Here is a 13,662-nt window from a genome sequence, read left to right on the forward strand (position 1 = left end):
ATTGACCGGGGTCAAACTGTCTTCGCCTTCGGGCCGTTCCCCGGTCGAAAATTGAGCTGGATCAATTTCGACGGCGGTCAATGCGCATAATCTGCAAGCAACGAACAACGAGCGGTCTGCGAGGTAAATGCAATGTTTGGTATCGATGCTTACAGTCTGGAAGTGCTTGTGCCGAGTATCGTCGGTGTCCTGGGTATAGCCGGCGTGATGGTCTGGGCCTTCATCAAGGTACGTCATCTGATGAATGACGACCACAAGAAGGCGCATTGAGAAAAGTCGGAAAAATCCGCTCGTCGAGCGGGCACCGGGTCCGACAGGGCCTATACTGAAAATCAGGCTCCGCACCGCCCGTCACGGGATATCGGTCGGGGCCTGATTCCGGTTCGGGGTGCTTTTTTCCATCCGTTCTGCACTCTGCAGGCGAGGGGACCGGCCTCAAGGAGAGACCTGATGCGCAGGCTGTCAGGGCAGTGTCTGCTGGACGAGTGGGGGCTGCCGTATTTCAGGGATATATCCACCTTCGGCGCACTCGACAGCGCCACCATCTCTCACCTGATACGTTCGGGCCAGGTGCTGGAACTGGAACCCGGAGAAGTGCTGTTCGAGGCGGGGGACGGATCCGACGGCTTCTACGTCATTCTGCGAGGCCAGATCGCCTTCTTCAAATACCACGCCGGGCATTATGCCTTTATCCGCAACTACCACTTTGGCGAGAACATCGGCTTCGTCGGCATGATCGCCTTGCATCATCGTATCGGCAGGGCGCAGGCCGATGGTGAAGCTGTGGTGGTCAAGGTGCCGCTCAGCCTGTTCAACGACCTCTACGATAGGGATACGCAGGAGTTCGCGCTGCTGCTGATGAATCTTGCGCGTGATATGGCGCGGGGCATCCGGGCCGTTGACAACATTATCGTCGAGCACAGCTTTGCGGTGTCGAGGGATGGTCTGCCGCCCGGTGTCTATTGAACGGCGGTCTTTGAACGGATCGTCGCAGACCCGGCGGGTCTGTGCGGTGACCGGGCCGGCCGGGTAGCGTCCGGCCCGTGTTGCTCCGCTGCTACCACATCAGATCGTCGGGGATCTGATAATCGGCATAAGGGTCGTCGGGATCGGCTTCCGGTTCCGGACGGATGCGGATAACCAGCGACGGATCCTTCTCTTCGATGCGGGCGGCGATATCGTCCGCAATCAGCCCATAGCCCTTTTCCAGCAGTGCAATCGCCAGAGTGCCGCGGCTCAACTGGGTATGCTGGGTTCGGTCCAGGTGCAGCGTTTTGATGATGCGGTTGTGGACGAAGTTATAATCCAGCGGCCCCTCTTGTGGGGCCGGCTGGGCGTGCTGTGCCAGCAATTGCCTGGCTTCTGCCAGCGCCGCACGGCGCAGACGCTCTTCTTCGCGCTGCTGGTTGAGTGCCCGGTCGCGCGCCTGTTTTTCCTGGCGCTGCTGCTCCACCTGGGCCTGGATGGCAGCGCTGTTGTCCTCGACGTTCTGGCCGGATTTCTTCTTCTTCGCCTGCTTGCGCTTGCTTTCCTTGGCCTTTTTCGCCTGCGTCTTGTTGGCCAGCCCCATGTTGAGCAGCTGGTCGTGCAGTGAACCTGCCATGCGTACATCACCCCTGAACTGAAAAACAGCCGCACTATATCATAAGGGCACCCCGAAAAACCTACTGTGTGACTCCCGGGCTGCAGTGCGGGAGGGGCGGTGCGGCCGGTGGTTTTCTCTAGAATTGATCTGCTGTGGTTCCTGCTTGCCTTGCGCCTTTTTCTGTGGCTGAGGCCGGATTGCCGGTAACGGATCGGGAGCCAGTTGGCACCGCGCTGGGTTAACATAGGGTCTTGTCGTTTTTTGCCTGACCGGAGTGTGCACGTGGCCGAACTTTCCACCTGGCTGCCCGCGATTCTTGCGCTGACGCTGTTGTCGCTATCGCCCGGCGTCGATACTTTGCTGACGGTACGAAACGCCGCACGCAGTGGTGTGGCGGGCGGTGTTATCACCAGTTTCGGTATCTGCTGCGGTCTTTTTGCCCACGCGCTGCTGTCGTCGCTGGGCATCTCGGTCGTCGTGTTGCAGTCGGCATGGCTGTTCGAGGGCCTGCGGCTGGCCGGCGCCGGTTACCTTATCTGGCTTGGCTGGGGTAGCCTGCGGCAGGTACGCAACAGCCGCAACGGACAACTTGCGGCGGTTGCGGAGACCCGGCCGGCGCAGATTTCCGGCTGGCGCTGCTGGCGGGAGGGGCTGCTGTCGAACCTGCTCAATCCCAAGACCATCATCTTTTATATGGCGTTCCTGCCGCAGTTCGTGGATCCAGAGGGCAATGTGCTGCTCCAGTCGCTGGTGCTGGCGGCGGTACACTTTGTTATCGCGATGACCTGGCAGTCGCTGCTGGCGATATTGACCTGCCGAGTGCAGGGCTGGGTGCGGATGCCGCGTTTGCGGGCACTTTGCCACGGGATGACCGGGCTGGTCATGATAGGCCTCGGGCTGCGGCTGGCGATGGCCAGGCTCTGACGCCATTCACCCTTCATCATTAACTCAAAGGAGGCAGCAATGCGGATAGCGGTATTTTGCGGCTCGGCCGATGGTCGTGAGGGCAGTGGCTACAAGGACGCGGCGTTCCGGCTGGGTGTCCTGCTTGCAGAGCGCGGCATCGAGCTGGTTTACGGTGGTGCCCGGGTTGGGCTGATGGGGGCTGTCGCGAGTGGCGCGCTGAGCGTCGGCGGCCGCGTGGTCGGGGTGCTGCCCCGCGGACTGGCGGAAAGGGAGCTGGCGCATCCTGAGCTGACGGAGTTGCGAATGGTCGAAACCATGCACCAGCGCAAGGCGGAAATGTGCGATCTTGCCGATGGTTTCATTGCCTTGCCCGGGGGCGTAGGAACCTTCGAGGAGATATTCGAGGTCTGGTGCTGGGGGCAGCTGGGGTTGCATCGCAAGCCCTTCGGTCTGCTCAATATTGACGGTTATTACGAGAAACTGGTGGCGTTCATCCGGCACAGCAGTGACGAGGGTTTCGTCCGGCCAGAGTATGTCCGGATGCTGCAGATCGCGGATGATGCCGAGACAATGCTCGATGCCTTCGAGCGCTACCGGGCTCCGGCGGACAAATGGAGCTGAGCGTCGCTCTGCGGGAGGAGCGGCGTACCCCAACTTAAGGGTACTTCCCCTCCGCGACTGTGTTTGTCGCCTGCAATCGGGAAATAATCGTAGGGTGCTGGTGAACGGAGTGAACCGCACCGCCGATCGGTGCGGTTCGCAGTCTCACCGGCATCCTACGTAGCTTTCACCGTCCGAAGAGCAGTAACTTACTGGCGGATACCTTCGACGTTGAGGTCGAGGTAAACCACTTCTGCGGCCGGTCCCAGGTTGTATTCGATACCGAAGTCCTTGAGCTTGAGTTCGGCTGTGCCGTGGAAGCCGGCACGGTAGCCGCCCCAGGGGTCTTCGCCTTCGCCGATCTGTCTGACCTGGATCTCTACAGGCTTGGTTACGCCGCGCAGGGTCAGATCGCCCGCCAGTACGCCGGTGCCGTCACCGTTGGTGGTGTAGGCGGTGCTGACGAAAGTCACGCTCGGGTGGTTGGAAACGTCGAGGAAGTCGGCGCTCTTGATGTGCTTGTCGCGCTCGGCGTGATTGGTATCGATGCTGGCCGGGTCGATTTCGACCTTGACGCTCGAGGCATTCGGATTCTCGGCGTCGTAGCTGAAGGTGCCGTTGAAGTCTTCGAAGCGACCGGTGACGAAGCTGTAGCCCAGATGGTTGACGCGCAGGTTAATGTTGGCGTGGGCGCCCTTGGTGTCGATAACGTAGTCCGCGGCGAAGGCGGGGGCGCTGGCAGCGATCATGCCGCCGAGTACGAGGCCTTTGAAGAGCTTGATGTTCATGGAGTCTCCTGTCTGATTCCAATGATACGTTTGAGGGTTGCGTCTTTGTCGATGAAGTGGTGCTTGAGTGCGGCCAGCGCGTGCAGGCCGGCCAGGGCGAGCAGGGTGGTCGCGCTCCAGTAGTGGACGAAGCCGGCGATGTCTTCCTGGCCGTCGTACTGCAGCGGTGATGCCGGTACCTGGAACCAGTCGAAGACCTCGATCGGGCGTCCGTCCGCGGTCGAAATCAGGTAGCCCGACACCAGCGTGAGCAGCATCAGCAGATAGAGCGCCGCATGGCCGGCCTTGGTCGCCAGGCGTACCAGGGAACCGTGTTCCGGGAGCGGTGCGGGGCTGCGGTCCAGGGCGCGCCAGCCAAGGCGCAGTACCAAGGCGATCAGGACCAGAATGCCGATGCTGCGGTGCAGGTCGGGCATGGTCTGATAGTCCGGGTCGTAATAGGTCAGATCGACAATGTAGAGGCCCAGTAAATAAAGGCCGACGATGGCAAGTGCCATCAGCCAGTGCAACAGGATCATCACCCAGCCGTAGCTGTGGGTGTCGTTGGTGAGTCGGGCGGTAATGGCCATGGTCCCTCGGTCGATAGCGCTGGGGCCGGTTTGCTCAAATGTGTCTGCAGAAAACCGAACGGTACGCGCGAATCTACAGGGATCATAGGAATGCGTCTAATGCATTGATATGATTACCACTATGCATAAAATGAATTTACGTAAGGTCGATCTCAACCTGCTGGTGATCCTCGAGGTTCTGCTGGAGGAACGACACGTGACGCGGGCCGCGGAACGCCTGGACATGAGTCAGCCGGCGGTCAGCCGCGCGCTGCAGAGACTGCGCGAAACCTTTGCCGATCCGCTGCTGGTGAAGTCCATTCACGGGTACGATCTCAGTGCCCGTGCCGAGGAGCTTCTCCCGGCGCTGAAGAGCGTTCTGCAGGATCTCGGGCAACTGGTCGGACGGCCGGTGTTCGACCCGGCGAGTTCCACCGCCCAGGTGCGCGTCGCCTGTCTCGATCTCGAGGGCGCCCTCTTTCTGCCACGGCTCCTGGAGGCCATGCGCCGGGACGCGCTGCAGATGCAACTCGACATCCATTCCCAGCCCGGCGATCATTTTATGCTGCTGCAGCAGGGCGATGTCGATTTCGTTATCAGCGGTCTGGTGCCGCCGCAGGGCGAGGCGCAGATCAATCGCATTCCGCTGGCGACCACCTGTGTGGTGTGCGTGATGCGCCACGACCATCCGCTGGCGACCGCGCCGCTGACGCTCGATGCCTATATTTCGGCGAGTCACGGCTACGTGTCGATGACCGGACGCGGGGTGTCGGTGATGGATCAGTTGCTGCGTGGCTACGGCCTGCAGCGCCAGGTGGTGGTGCGTACCAACAGTTTTCTGACGGTGCCGGAGTTCTGTGCCCGTACCGATCTGCTGTTCGCGCTGCCGCAGATCGTTGCCGAGCGCCTGACGCGCGACGGCCAGCTCATTATGAAGGCTTTGCCGTCGGAGCTGGCCGAACGCGAGCTGCGTTTCTACCTGTACTGGCATCAGCGTCATCACCGTGATCCCATGCATCGCTGGGTGCGCAGGCAACTGGTGGCAGACCCTGAAGAGGCGTTTGACCTCACCGACAACAACCAATCTAAACGCGACAAGGAGTCCGATTGAGATGACCTGGGTCAGCTGGCTTTCACTTTGCGCCATCTGCGGCCTGGGCGCCATATCGCCCGGGCCGAGCCTGGCGGTGGTGCTGCGCCATACCCTGAACGGAGGGCGCGGCCACGGAATCGTCACCGGGGTCTGTCATGCCGCCGGCGTCGGCCTCTGGGCGCTGGCAACGGTCGCCGGGTTGTCGTTGCTGGTCGTGCAAATGCCCCAGCTTTACCTGGTGCTGACCTGGGCCGGTGCGGGTTATCTGGCCTGGCTTGGCGTCAAGGCGCTGCGTTCGGCGGGCGCGGCGCCGCTGGCCGTGTCCGGGTCCGGCGAGCTGTCGGTGGTCCGGGCCGGTTTCGACGGTTTCATGATCTCGCTGTTCAACCCCAAACTGGCGGTGTTCTTTCTGGCGCTGTTCTCGCAGTTCGTCACGCCCGGGATGCCGCCCGCCGGTCAGATGCTGATGATCGCCACCGCGGCGGTGATCGACGGTCTCTGGTACAGCCTGGTGGCGCTGGTGCTGTCGGGGCCGGCGCTGCTGTCGCGCCTGAACGGCAGGGCCCGGCTGATCGACCGGGTGACGGGTGTCATACTGCTGCTGTTGGCATTGCGGGTGATTACTTTGTGACCGGAAACGGTCGGCGGCAAAAGAATTTTTCCTTTTAGTTTCAATCCTTTTGCATTCCCTGGCGAGGCTGGTATACTGCGCGCCTGTCTCGTTCGAGACCGGTCAAGCGACCTCGTTATGGTAGCTCTGCCGGTCCTCCCGCAACGACAAACCGTGAACCTGGTCAGGCCCGGAAGGGAGCAGCCACAGCGGTGGACTCGTGTGCCGGGATGTGGCTGGTGGAGCTGCCCCCAATCTTTCAAGCTCCAAGCTCCTGTGTGCCGGATAACCCTGCCGGTTCCCGTCGTTCCCAGTTCCCAGTACTGTCTGCTGTTCGGTTTGGCGCCAGAGATGCGTCCGGCTTGTTGCTGGCGGTGTTTTCCAATAGTCTGCCCCGGTCAGTCTCAAGGAGAACAACAATGGCGATTTACCGTTACGCAGAACATACCCCCGAGATTCATGATGATACCTATATCGCCGAGCAGGCGACGGTGATCGGCAAGGTGCGGCTGAAAGCGGGCGCCAGTATCTGGCCGCAGGCGGTGCTGCGCGGCGACAACGAGCTGATCGAGATCGGTGAGAACAGCAATGTTCAGGAAGGGACCGTTATGCATACGGATCCCGGTTTCCCGCTGACCGTGGCGGCGAATGTCACCGTCGGTCATCAGGCGATGCTGCACGGCTGCACTATCGGCGAAGGCTCCCTGATCGGCATCCAGGCAGTGGTGCTAAACGGTGCGAAAATCGGCCGGAACAGCCTGGTCGGCGCCGGCGCCATCGTCACCGAAGGCAAGGAGTTTCCGGACAACTCGCTGATTCTGGGAGCGCCTGCGAAGGTCGTGCGTCAGCTCGATGACGACGCCATTGCCAGGCTGCGCGCCAGTGCCGCGCACTATGTCGAGAACGGCCGCAACCATAAGAAACTGCTGGAGAAAATCGGTTGAATCTTGCGTCATTCCGCTTCGGGGCTTTAGGTCGCACAGGCTGCAGCGCGGGCGCTGAACGAGTTGCCAGCGGTGTTGTCCATAGCTTGGTGGAATTACAAGACTTCACGTAATTTCGTTTAATTCTTAATCAAACCTGATTTTGCAATCGAATTCAGGTAGCTTCTTTGGGTTACTTGGATGCTGGCGACTGCCGGCACTGATTTCGACTCATCTTCGTTGACGCTGGAGGACACAGCGATGGCAGTATTCACGGTCATACTGACAGACGGTACCAGGGGCAAGGTAGAGGCCAATCATGTCAGGCCTGGCGATAAGGTGACGGTTTCTCTGAAAGACGACAGCGGTGGCCCGCTGGAGCGGGATGGTGAGGTGATGGAGGTGCTGTGCCAGTCGGATTGATCTGACAGGCTCCGTCACTTTCGGGACCGGCCGCCAGAGGATGGCAGGTCGGCAACCGGAACACGAACGATGAAACCCGGCCCTGGTGCCGGGTTTTTTGTTCCGCGGGGCGGGGGCGGGACACAAAAAAGCCCGGAAGCCAGCCCTTTTTTACGCGGCAGGCTTACGGGCCGGGATAGCCGAGGGAAATCAGCTCAGCTGGTGTGTCAGGTAGTCAAGCGCGGCCAGGTAGCCGCGTGTGCCAAGGCCTGCAATGACGCCGTCGGCGCGTAGCGAGACGTAGGAGTGGTGACGGAAGGATTCGCGCTTGTGCACATTGGAGATGTGTACCTCGACGACCGGTGCGTCGAACGTGTTGAGGGCATCGAGGATCGCTACCGAGGTATGGGTGTAGGCGGCCGGGTTGATGATGATGCCGGCGGCTTTCTCCCGCGCCTCGTGGATCTTGTCGACGATGGCGCCCTCATGGTTGCTCTGGAAAAATTCGATGGTGAAGCCGCTCTCGCGGGCGCTTTGTTCCAGCATGGCCTGAATATCGGCCAGGGTCTCGCGGCCGTAGACCTCGGGTTGGCGAACGCCCAGCAGGTTGAGGTTGGGGCCGTTCAGTACGTAAATCACTTTGCTCATCGCTTGATATTCCTGTCGCTGTCGGGCCCTGATCGGGCCCTGCATCGTCGCTGCTGATCAACTGAAAACCACAGGAGCATACAGCTTCGAGGCGAGTCTGTATGCTCCTCCTGGGGCAGCCCGGGGCCCGTGGGCTAGTATCCGAACAGCCTTGGCAGGAAGGTCACCGTCTGCGGAATGAAGGTGATGAGCGCCAGCACCAGCAGCTCCACCAGGAACAGCGGCATGATGCGCCGGGAGATCGCCCCCATGCCGACGTTGGCGATGGAGTTGGAGACGAACAGGCAGATGCCCATCGGCGGTGTCACCAGGCCTATCATCAGGTTGAAGATCACCACGATGCCGAAGTGGGTCGGGTCGATGCCAAGGCTCATCGCGATCGGGTGCAGAATCGGCAACAGTATCAGCATTGCCGCGATGCCCTCCAGGAACAGGCCGACGACGAGCAGGATGCCGTTGACCAGCAGCAGGAAGGCCCAGGGGTTCGAAATCTGATCCAGCACCAGCTCGCTGATGGTCTGCGGCACGCGCGAGAACGTCAGCAGCCAGTTGGCGGCGGCAACCACCGCAATGATGATCAGGATGATCGAGGAGTCGCGCATCGCCCGCACGAAAATCGCCGGCAGCTGACTGACCTTGAGGCTGCGCAGAATGAACATGCCCGCGACCAGGGCGTAACCTGCGGCCAGTGCCGCGGCCTCGGTCGGCGTGACCACGCCGGTCAGGATGGAGCCGACGATGAACACCGGCATGAACAGCGGTATCCAGGCATCGACAAACGCCTTCCAGCGTTCTTTCGCCGAGAGTTTGCGCTGCAGCGGGGCATAGTGACCGGCATAGAAGCGTACATAGACCGACAGGCCGACCGCCAGCAGGATGCCCGGCGCGACGCCGGCGAGGAACAAAGCCGGTACCGAGACACCGCTGGTGATCAGGGCATAGATGATCACCGGTATGCTGGGGGGGATCATGGGGCCGATCACCGACGATGCTGCGGTCAGCGCCGCGGCGAAATCACGCGGATAGCCATCTTTCTCCATCTCCGGTATGAAGATGCGGCCCAGTGCCGAGGTGTCGGCGACGGCCGAGCCGGAGAGCCCGGCGAAGATCACCGAGGCCCAGATGTTGACCTGCGCCAGGCCCGCCTTCATGTGGCCCACCAGGGCATTGGCGAACTTGATGATGCGACCGGTGATACCGCTTTCGTTCATCAGCTCGCCGGCCAGGACGAACAGCGGGATCGCCAGTATCGCAAAGGAGTCCATGCCGGCGAAGATGCGCTGGCTGACCAGACTGATGGAAAAGGGGGTCTGGCTGAGGTGGCTGACGATCGCCAGCAATATTGCAAACGCAATCGGGCTGCCGATTGCGAGCAGTACGAAGAGAGTCAGAAAGCCGACCATGACGTTATTCGCTCCGCTGAGGCTGTGTAATGGGCTGACGCTTCAGTCGCTCCAGCAGCTTGATCAGTGCCGCCAGCGCAAGACCTGCGCCACCGATCACCATGGCCGCCTGGAAGTACGCCATCGGCAGTCCTGTGCCGGTGGCGACGATACCGCCGCGCTTGATCACGAACAGGTAGCCGGACCAGACCAGAACCAGGCCGCAGCCCAGGGTGACGACATCGATCAGCACCTCGAAAACCCGCCGAACCGCCGCCGGGACCGCGTCTTCGATGAAGCCGAATTTGATGTGGAGACCTTCGAGGTAGCAGAGGATGGTGCCGAACATGGCGCCGTATATCATCGCGTACTTGGCGACTTCCTCGCTCCACTGGATCGGAGCGTTCAGGGCGTAACGGCTGAGGCTGCTGACCAGCACTACCGCGAAGACAATGAACAGGGAGCCGCCTGTCAGCCAGGACAGGGTCGTCTTGTAGATGTGTTTCATGGTTGTGATCCCGGGTGGCAGGGTCGCAGCACGCGCCGGGAGAGGGAGACCGTCCCGGCGCGTGCTGAGTGTGGCGGGGGCTTTAGTCCGCCGCCGCCGTCTTGACGGCGTCCTGTGCCTTGTCTATCCAGGTCGCATCCAGCTGACCCTTGAGCCATTCGACAACGGCCGGCTGTGCGGCGGCCTGGAATTTGCCGAGCTGTTCCGGTGTCGGCGTGGTGACCTCCATGCCGGCTTCGGCCAGTTTCGACAGGCCTTCGGCCGAGTTCACCTGCTGAATGGCACGGCCCACGAGGCCAGCGGTCTTGGCGGCATTCTCGACCAGGCGCTTGTCTTCGTCGCTGAGGCCCTGATAGAGGTCCTCGTTGATCACCAGGAAGTCGGTGCCGTATACGTGTCCGTCGAGTGTCAGGTATTTCTGCATCTCGTAGAACTTGTTGCTATAGATGACGCTGATCGGGTTTTCCTGTCCGTCGACGACGCCGGTCGCCAGCGCAGAGGGGACTTCCGGCCAGGAGATCGGGGTCGGCTCGCCGCCCAGCGATTTGACCATTTCCACGAACAGAGGCGTGGTCATGACGCGGATCTTCAGGCCTTCCAGGTCCTTGGGTTCGGCAACCGCGCGCTTGGAATTGGTGAAGTTACGAAAGCCGGTTTCACCGTAGGCCAGGGTGCGCAGCCCGGTTTTTTCCAGGCAGTGCTGGCTCAGGTCCTTGCCGAAGGGGCCGTCGAGCACTTCCCAGGCAATCGGCGCAGACGGAAACAGGTAAGGAATGTCGAGTACGGCAGCTTCCGGGCACAGCTGGGCGAAGGGGCCCGACACCATTGCCATGCTCAGGGTGCCATCCTGGGCGGACTGGAGCAGGTCGGTCTCGCCACCAAGCTGACCGGCAGGGTAGACGTTCACGGCAATGCGACCGCCGCTCTGACCCTCGACGAGATCCTTGAAGACCTTGGCCGCGGCGCCTTTTTTCGAGGTGGTCCACTCCTGTGGGTCGACGTGTCCTAAAGTAAGTTCGATATCGGCGGCCTGCGCCTGCAGGCAGAGTGCGGTGGTGGCGAGCGCCAGGGCGATTTTTGTTGTCGGTCGCATCATTGTTGTATCTCCATCGGGCGACGGGGTCGCGCAGCTGGTTGGTTGTTGTTGGTTCTCAGCTTCGACAGTCGGGTCGATGCTGGGAGATTAGCAATGGTATTGATTAGAGTCAATCTTATTGGGTTAAAAGAAAAATAACCTATATTTTTTGTTGCGTGCAAAACAAAGCACCGGCGGCAGCTTGGGCGCTCGCTTCCGGTGCTTTGGCGGTTCAATGCGGTCGGTGCCTGTCGAGAGCAGTCGCATCAGTCCTGTCTGGTATTACACTCTGTACCAATATTTTCGGTATGGAAAATGAGCTTTTGGTACTTTTATATATCGGTTTCGATATAAAACTTATGCCCATAGGCGCAGGGCGGTCTGGGTTCCGGGAGATTTCGGATCCCGCTGTGGCGCTGGGTTTCAGTTTAGCAGGCGCTTTGTCGCCGGATGGAAAAGTGACGAAATCCGGCGATTAGGGGTCTATCTATTAAATAACCTATATTTTAGTCAATACCATATATATTGACGACTGTAGATTGATCTGGATAAGATGCCGTCAGACTTCGCGCATCACCCATTGCCCCTCAAGGCCGAGCGGTTCCCCGGGTGCTGCCGGTTTCGGGCCCGTTTTTGCGTTGCAAGGCGGGGTCGTTCCCACTTTTTCTGGAGAACAACAATGATCAAGCTAGGGCTCATCGGGCAGTCGATCCAGCAATCCCGGGCTCCCTCCCTGCACCGGATGCTGGGTGAAATCTATGACCTGCCGCTCAGTTACGAGCTGCACGAACCGGCGGACGCCAGTCCCAAAGCCTTCGCCGAGACCCTGGCGCAGTTGCGTGAGCAGGGCTATCGCGGCACCAACGTCACCTTTCCGTACAAGCAGATCGCCGTCGCCCATGCCTCCACTGTGAACGGGGCGGTGTCGATGGTCGGCTCAACCAATACGCTGGCATTCGACGGCTCGGTAAGTGCTTTCAACACCGATTACACCGGCTTTATCCGCGGATACCGGGGGCGGGTCGGGGATCTGCCGGCGGGTTCTGTTTTGCTCGTCGGTGCCGGCGGAGTGGGGCGGGCAATTGCCTTCGCGCTGTTCGAGCTCGGGGCCAGCGAGGTGAAGATCTTCGATCTCGATCAGGGCAGCGCGCAGTCGCTGGCCGACGCCCTGACCGCCACCGGCTTTAACGCCAGTGCTGTCGATCGCGCGGGGTTCGAGGCGGCGGCCCGGGTTGCCGACGGGCTGGTGAACTGCACCCCGGTCGGTCATTACAAGACGCCGGGCAGTCCCGTTCCGGCTGATCTGATCGGTGGTCAGCGCTGGGCCTTCGACGCGGTTTATACACCGCTCGACACCGAATTTCTGATCCGGGCGCATGCGCAGGGCCTGCGCATTGTCTCAGGCTTCGATCTGTTCATTTACCAGGGGCTCGACGCTTTCGAGATCTTCACCGGTATCAAGGTCGAGGATCCGGCACCGGTGGTGACGCGCTTCAAGCAGGAGTTTGCGATCAGCAGCGATCTGGTCGACTGAGATAGAAGTGAAAGGGTGGCGCGTAACGCGTCACCTGTCACCCGTGATGCATATCACCCTGTCTGCCTGTTGGTGTAACATTGGGTGAATTACGAATAAGCCTATATTTCAGAGTCCCGTCATGAATACCGCCATAGACCGCAAGCTGGTCGGCCAGACCGCGTACGAAAGCCTTCGCAACGATATCGTCGCCGGTCATCTGCAGCCGGGACAGAAGCTCAAGCTCAACGAGTTGCGCACCCGCTACGGCGCCAGCGTCAATACCCTGCGCGAGACGCTGATGCGCCTGGTGTCCGATGGCTTCGTCTCCTTCGAAGATCAGAAGGGGTTTCGCGTGATACCGGTATCGAAGGATGATCTGGCGGAGCTGGTGGAGTTGCGGGTTGTTCTCGAAACGCTGGGGCTGCGCAAATCGATGGCCAACAGCGCCAGCAGCATGGACTGGAAGTCCCGTCTACTCAGTGCGCATTACCGCCTGACCTGCATGGAGCGGCTGATGATGGAAGACGAAGTGGCCCACGCGCAGGACTGGGAAAAGGCCGACCGCGAGTTCCACATGACGATCGTCTCGAACTGCGGCTCGAAACAGCTGATGCGCTACCACGCCTCGGTCATCGAGCTGTTCATGCGCTATCAGGTGCTGGCGTTGCCCAAACGGCCGTTCCGCGGTCGCGACAGCATCAATGACCATCAGCAGCTGCTTGATCTGATAATGAAGGACGATCAGTCGGGCGCCGAGGCCTTGCTTGTCGAGCATATCGGCAACGGGCGCGATATGCCGCTCTGATCGGCCGCCTGTCGAGCGTGGCAAGCGGGGAGCCCGGCAGGGCGCCTTGAGGAGTTCGAGCGTGCCACAACTCCGGCGCAGTTCGCTCCGCTCAGTGCGCCCTACGTTAAAAAGAGTCCCGAGAGCTGATAGGTATTCTCTGTGGCAAGCGGGGAACTCGGTAGGGCACCTTGAGTGAAACGAAACGTGCCACATATCCGGCGCCTCGAAGCGATGTGCACACTGCGTCTCTTCCCCCGTTGAATCCGCGGGGTATCAGTCAGCGCGACGCGT

The 13,662-nt window shown here is 60.7% G+C and carries 17 protein-coding genes and 1 other RNA gene; 11 read left to right on the plus strand and 7 right to left on the minus strand.

The window, feature by feature from the left end; genetic code table 11:
* Positions 1-132 precede the first annotated feature (132 nt).
* Entirely contained in the window at positions 133-270 is a 138-nt protein-coding gene (locus tag IEX85_RS17630; RefSeq protein WP_188861929.1) for a hypothetical protein, read from the plus strand.
* 180 nt (positions 271-450) lie between these two features.
* Positions 451-966, plus strand: coding sequence for a Crp/Fnr family transcriptional regulator (locus IEX85_RS17635; RefSeq protein WP_188861930.1), 516 nt, complete (start codon positions 451-453; stop codon positions 964-966).
* 91 nt (positions 967-1,057) lie between these two features.
* Here IEX85_RS17635 and IEX85_RS17640 read toward each other — a convergent pair whose 3' ends face one another.
* A complete protein-coding gene (locus IEX85_RS17640; RefSeq protein WP_188861931.1) occupies positions 1,058-1,603 on the minus strand; it encodes a DUF2058 domain-containing protein in 546 nt (181 codons plus the stop codon).
* 264 nt (positions 1,604-1,867) lie between these two features.
* On the opposite strand from IEX85_RS17640, the gene IEX85_RS17645 reads away from it, so the two are divergent.
* Together IEX85_RS17645 and IEX85_RS17650 are read left to right on the plus strand one after the other, a co-directional pair.
* Complete coding sequence (locus IEX85_RS17645; protein ID WP_188861932.1) at positions 1,868-2,509, plus strand: LysE family translocator; 642 nt, start codon at positions 1,868-1,870, stop codon at positions 2,507-2,509.
* A gap of 39 nt (positions 2,510-2,548) precedes the next feature.
* Positions 2,549-3,112, plus strand: coding sequence for an LOG family protein (locus tag IEX85_RS17650; RefSeq protein WP_188861933.1), 564 nt, complete (start codon positions 2,549-2,551; stop codon positions 3,110-3,112).
* 188 nt (positions 3,113-3,300) lie between these two features.
* On the opposite strand, the gene IEX85_RS17655 is transcribed toward IEX85_RS17650, so the two are convergent.
* Positions 3,301-3,879 (minus strand): YceI family protein, encoded by a 579-nt coding sequence (locus IEX85_RS17655; protein ID WP_188861934.1) that lies wholly within the window; start codon positions 3,877-3,879, stop codon positions 3,301-3,303.
* Positions 3,876-4,448, minus strand: coding sequence for a cytochrome b (locus tag IEX85_RS17660; protein WP_188861935.1), 573 nt, complete (start codon positions 4,446-4,448; stop codon positions 3,876-3,878). Before IEX85_RS17660 ends, IEX85_RS17655 begins: the two co-directional genes overlap by 4 nt.
* A gap of 130 nt (positions 4,449-4,578) precedes the next feature.
* Between IEX85_RS17660 and IEX85_RS17665 the strand changes: the two genes are divergently transcribed.
* The 5 genes from IEX85_RS17665 to IEX85_RS17685 all read left to right on the plus strand — a co-directional run bounded on the left by IEX85_RS17665 (position 4,579) and on the right by IEX85_RS17685 (position 7,476).
* The gene (locus IEX85_RS17665) at positions 4,579-5,538 is read left to right on the plus strand and encodes a LysR family transcriptional regulator (RefSeq protein WP_229721991.1); all 960 of its coding nucleotides are present in this window, start codon (positions 4,579-4,581) and stop codon (positions 5,536-5,538) included.
* Position 5,539: 1 nt separating this feature from the next.
* A complete protein-coding gene (locus IEX85_RS17670) occupies positions 5,540-6,151 on the plus strand; it encodes a LysE family translocator (protein ID WP_188861937.1) in 612 nt (203 codons plus the stop codon).
* Between the two features lie 127 nt (positions 6,152-6,278).
* Positions 6,279-6,375, plus strand: an RNA gene (ffs, locus tag IEX85_RS17675) — signal recognition particle sRNA small type.
* A 174-nt stretch (positions 6,376-6,549) separates the two neighbouring features.
* On the plus strand, positions 6,550-7,074 hold the full coding sequence (locus tag IEX85_RS17680) for a gamma carbonic anhydrase family protein (protein WP_188861938.1): 525 nt from the start codon (positions 6,550-6,552) through the stop codon (positions 7,072-7,074).
* A gap of 240 nt (positions 7,075-7,314) precedes the next feature.
* A complete protein-coding gene (locus IEX85_RS17685) occupies positions 7,315-7,476 on the plus strand; it encodes a hypothetical protein (RefSeq protein ID WP_188861939.1) in 162 nt (53 codons plus the stop codon).
* 189 nt (positions 7,477-7,665) lie between these two features.
* On the opposite strand, the gene aroQ is transcribed toward IEX85_RS17685, so the two are convergent.
* The 4 genes from aroQ to IEX85_RS17705 form a co-directional block, all read right to left on the minus strand.
* The gene (gene aroQ / locus IEX85_RS17690; RefSeq protein WP_188861940.1) at positions 7,666-8,103 is read right to left on the minus strand and encodes a type II 3-dehydroquinate dehydratase; all 438 of its coding nucleotides are present in this window, start codon (positions 8,101-8,103) and stop codon (positions 7,666-7,668) included.
* A 134-nt stretch (positions 8,104-8,237) separates the two neighbouring features.
* On the minus strand, positions 8,238-9,506 hold the full coding sequence (locus tag IEX85_RS17695) for a TRAP transporter large permease (RefSeq protein WP_188861941.1): 1,269 nt from the start codon (positions 9,504-9,506) through the stop codon (positions 8,238-8,240).
* Between the two features lie 4 nt (positions 9,507-9,510).
* Entirely contained in the window at positions 9,511-9,993 is a 483-nt protein-coding gene (locus tag IEX85_RS17700; RefSeq protein ID WP_188861942.1) for a TRAP transporter small permease, read from the minus strand.
* An 82-nt stretch (positions 9,994-10,075) separates the two neighbouring features.
* A complete protein-coding gene (locus IEX85_RS17705) occupies positions 10,076-11,089 on the minus strand; it encodes a DctP family TRAP transporter solute-binding subunit (RefSeq protein ID WP_229721992.1) in 1,014 nt (337 codons plus the stop codon).
* A 658-nt stretch (positions 11,090-11,747) separates the two neighbouring features.
* On the opposite strand from IEX85_RS17705, the gene IEX85_RS17710 reads away from it, so the two are divergent.
* Positions 11,748-12,602 (plus strand): shikimate dehydrogenase family protein, encoded by an 855-nt coding sequence (locus IEX85_RS17710; RefSeq protein WP_188861943.1) that lies wholly within the window; start codon positions 11,748-11,750, stop codon positions 12,600-12,602.
* A 121-nt stretch (positions 12,603-12,723) separates the two neighbouring features.
* Entirely contained in the window at positions 12,724-13,389 is a 666-nt protein-coding gene (locus IEX85_RS17715; protein ID WP_188861944.1) for a GntR family transcriptional regulator, read from the plus strand.
* Positions 13,390-13,662: the final 273 nt, after the last annotated feature.

This window comes from Marinobacterium nitratireducens (assembly GCF_014645375.1).
Taxonomy (GTDB): domain Bacteria; phylum Pseudomonadota; class Gammaproteobacteria; order Pseudomonadales; family Balneatricaceae; genus Marinobacterium_A; species Marinobacterium_A nitratireducens.

Excerpts from the sequence above, each read along its gene's own strand:
- IEX85_RS17630 (WP_188861929.1), top strand. The coding sequence starts at position 133 with ATGTTTGGTATCGATGCTTACAGTCTGGAAGTGCTTGTGCCGAGTATC.
- IEX85_RS17660 (WP_188861935.1), bottom strand. The coding sequence starts at position 4,448 with ATGGCCATTACCGCCCGACTCACCAACGACACCCACAGCTACGGCTGG.
- IEX85_RS17715 (WP_188861944.1), top strand. The coding sequence starts at position 12,724 with ATGAATACCGCCATAGACCGCAAGCTGGTCGGCCAGACCGCGTACGAA.
- IEX85_RS17665 (WP_229721991.1), top strand. The coding sequence starts at position 4,579 with ATGAATTTACGTAAGGTCGATCTCAACCTGCTGGTGATCCTCGAGGTT.
- IEX85_RS17650 (WP_188861933.1), top strand. The coding sequence starts at position 2,549 with ATGCGGATAGCGGTATTTTGCGGCTCGGCCGATGGTCGTGAGGGCAGT.
- aroQ (WP_188861940.1), bottom strand. The coding sequence starts at position 8,103 with ATGAGCAAAGTGATTTACGTACTGAACGGCCCCAACCTCAACCTGCTG.
- IEX85_RS17700 (WP_188861942.1), bottom strand. The coding sequence starts at position 9,993 with ATGAAACACATCTACAAGACGACCCTGTCCTGGCTGACAGGCGGCTCC.
- IEX85_RS17705 (WP_229721992.1), bottom strand. The coding sequence starts at position 11,089 with ATGATGCGACCGACAACAAAAATCGCCCTGGCGCTCGCCACCACCGCA.
- IEX85_RS17655 (WP_188861934.1), bottom strand. The coding sequence starts at position 3,879 with ATGAACATCAAGCTCTTCAAAGGCCTCGTACTCGGCGGCATGATCGCT.
- IEX85_RS17670 (WP_188861937.1), top strand. The coding sequence starts at position 5,540 with ATGACCTGGGTCAGCTGGCTTTCACTTTGCGCCATCTGCGGCCTGGGC.
- IEX85_RS17710 (WP_188861943.1), top strand. The coding sequence starts at position 11,748 with ATGATCAAGCTAGGGCTCATCGGGCAGTCGATCCAGCAATCCCGGGCT.
- IEX85_RS17685 (WP_188861939.1), top strand. The coding sequence starts at position 7,315 with ATGGCAGTATTCACGGTCATACTGACAGACGGTACCAGGGGCAAGGTA.
- IEX85_RS17695 (WP_188861941.1), bottom strand. The coding sequence starts at position 9,506 with ATGGTCGGCTTTCTGACTCTCTTCGTACTGCTCGCAATCGGCAGCCCG.
- IEX85_RS17680 (WP_188861938.1), top strand. The coding sequence starts at position 6,550 with ATGGCGATTTACCGTTACGCAGAACATACCCCCGAGATTCATGATGAT.
- IEX85_RS17635 (WP_188861930.1), top strand. The coding sequence starts at position 451 with ATGCGCAGGCTGTCAGGGCAGTGTCTGCTGGACGAGTGGGGGCTGCCG.
- IEX85_RS17640 (WP_188861931.1), bottom strand. The coding sequence starts at position 1,603 with ATGGCAGGTTCACTGCACGACCAGCTGCTCAACATGGGGCTGGCCAAC.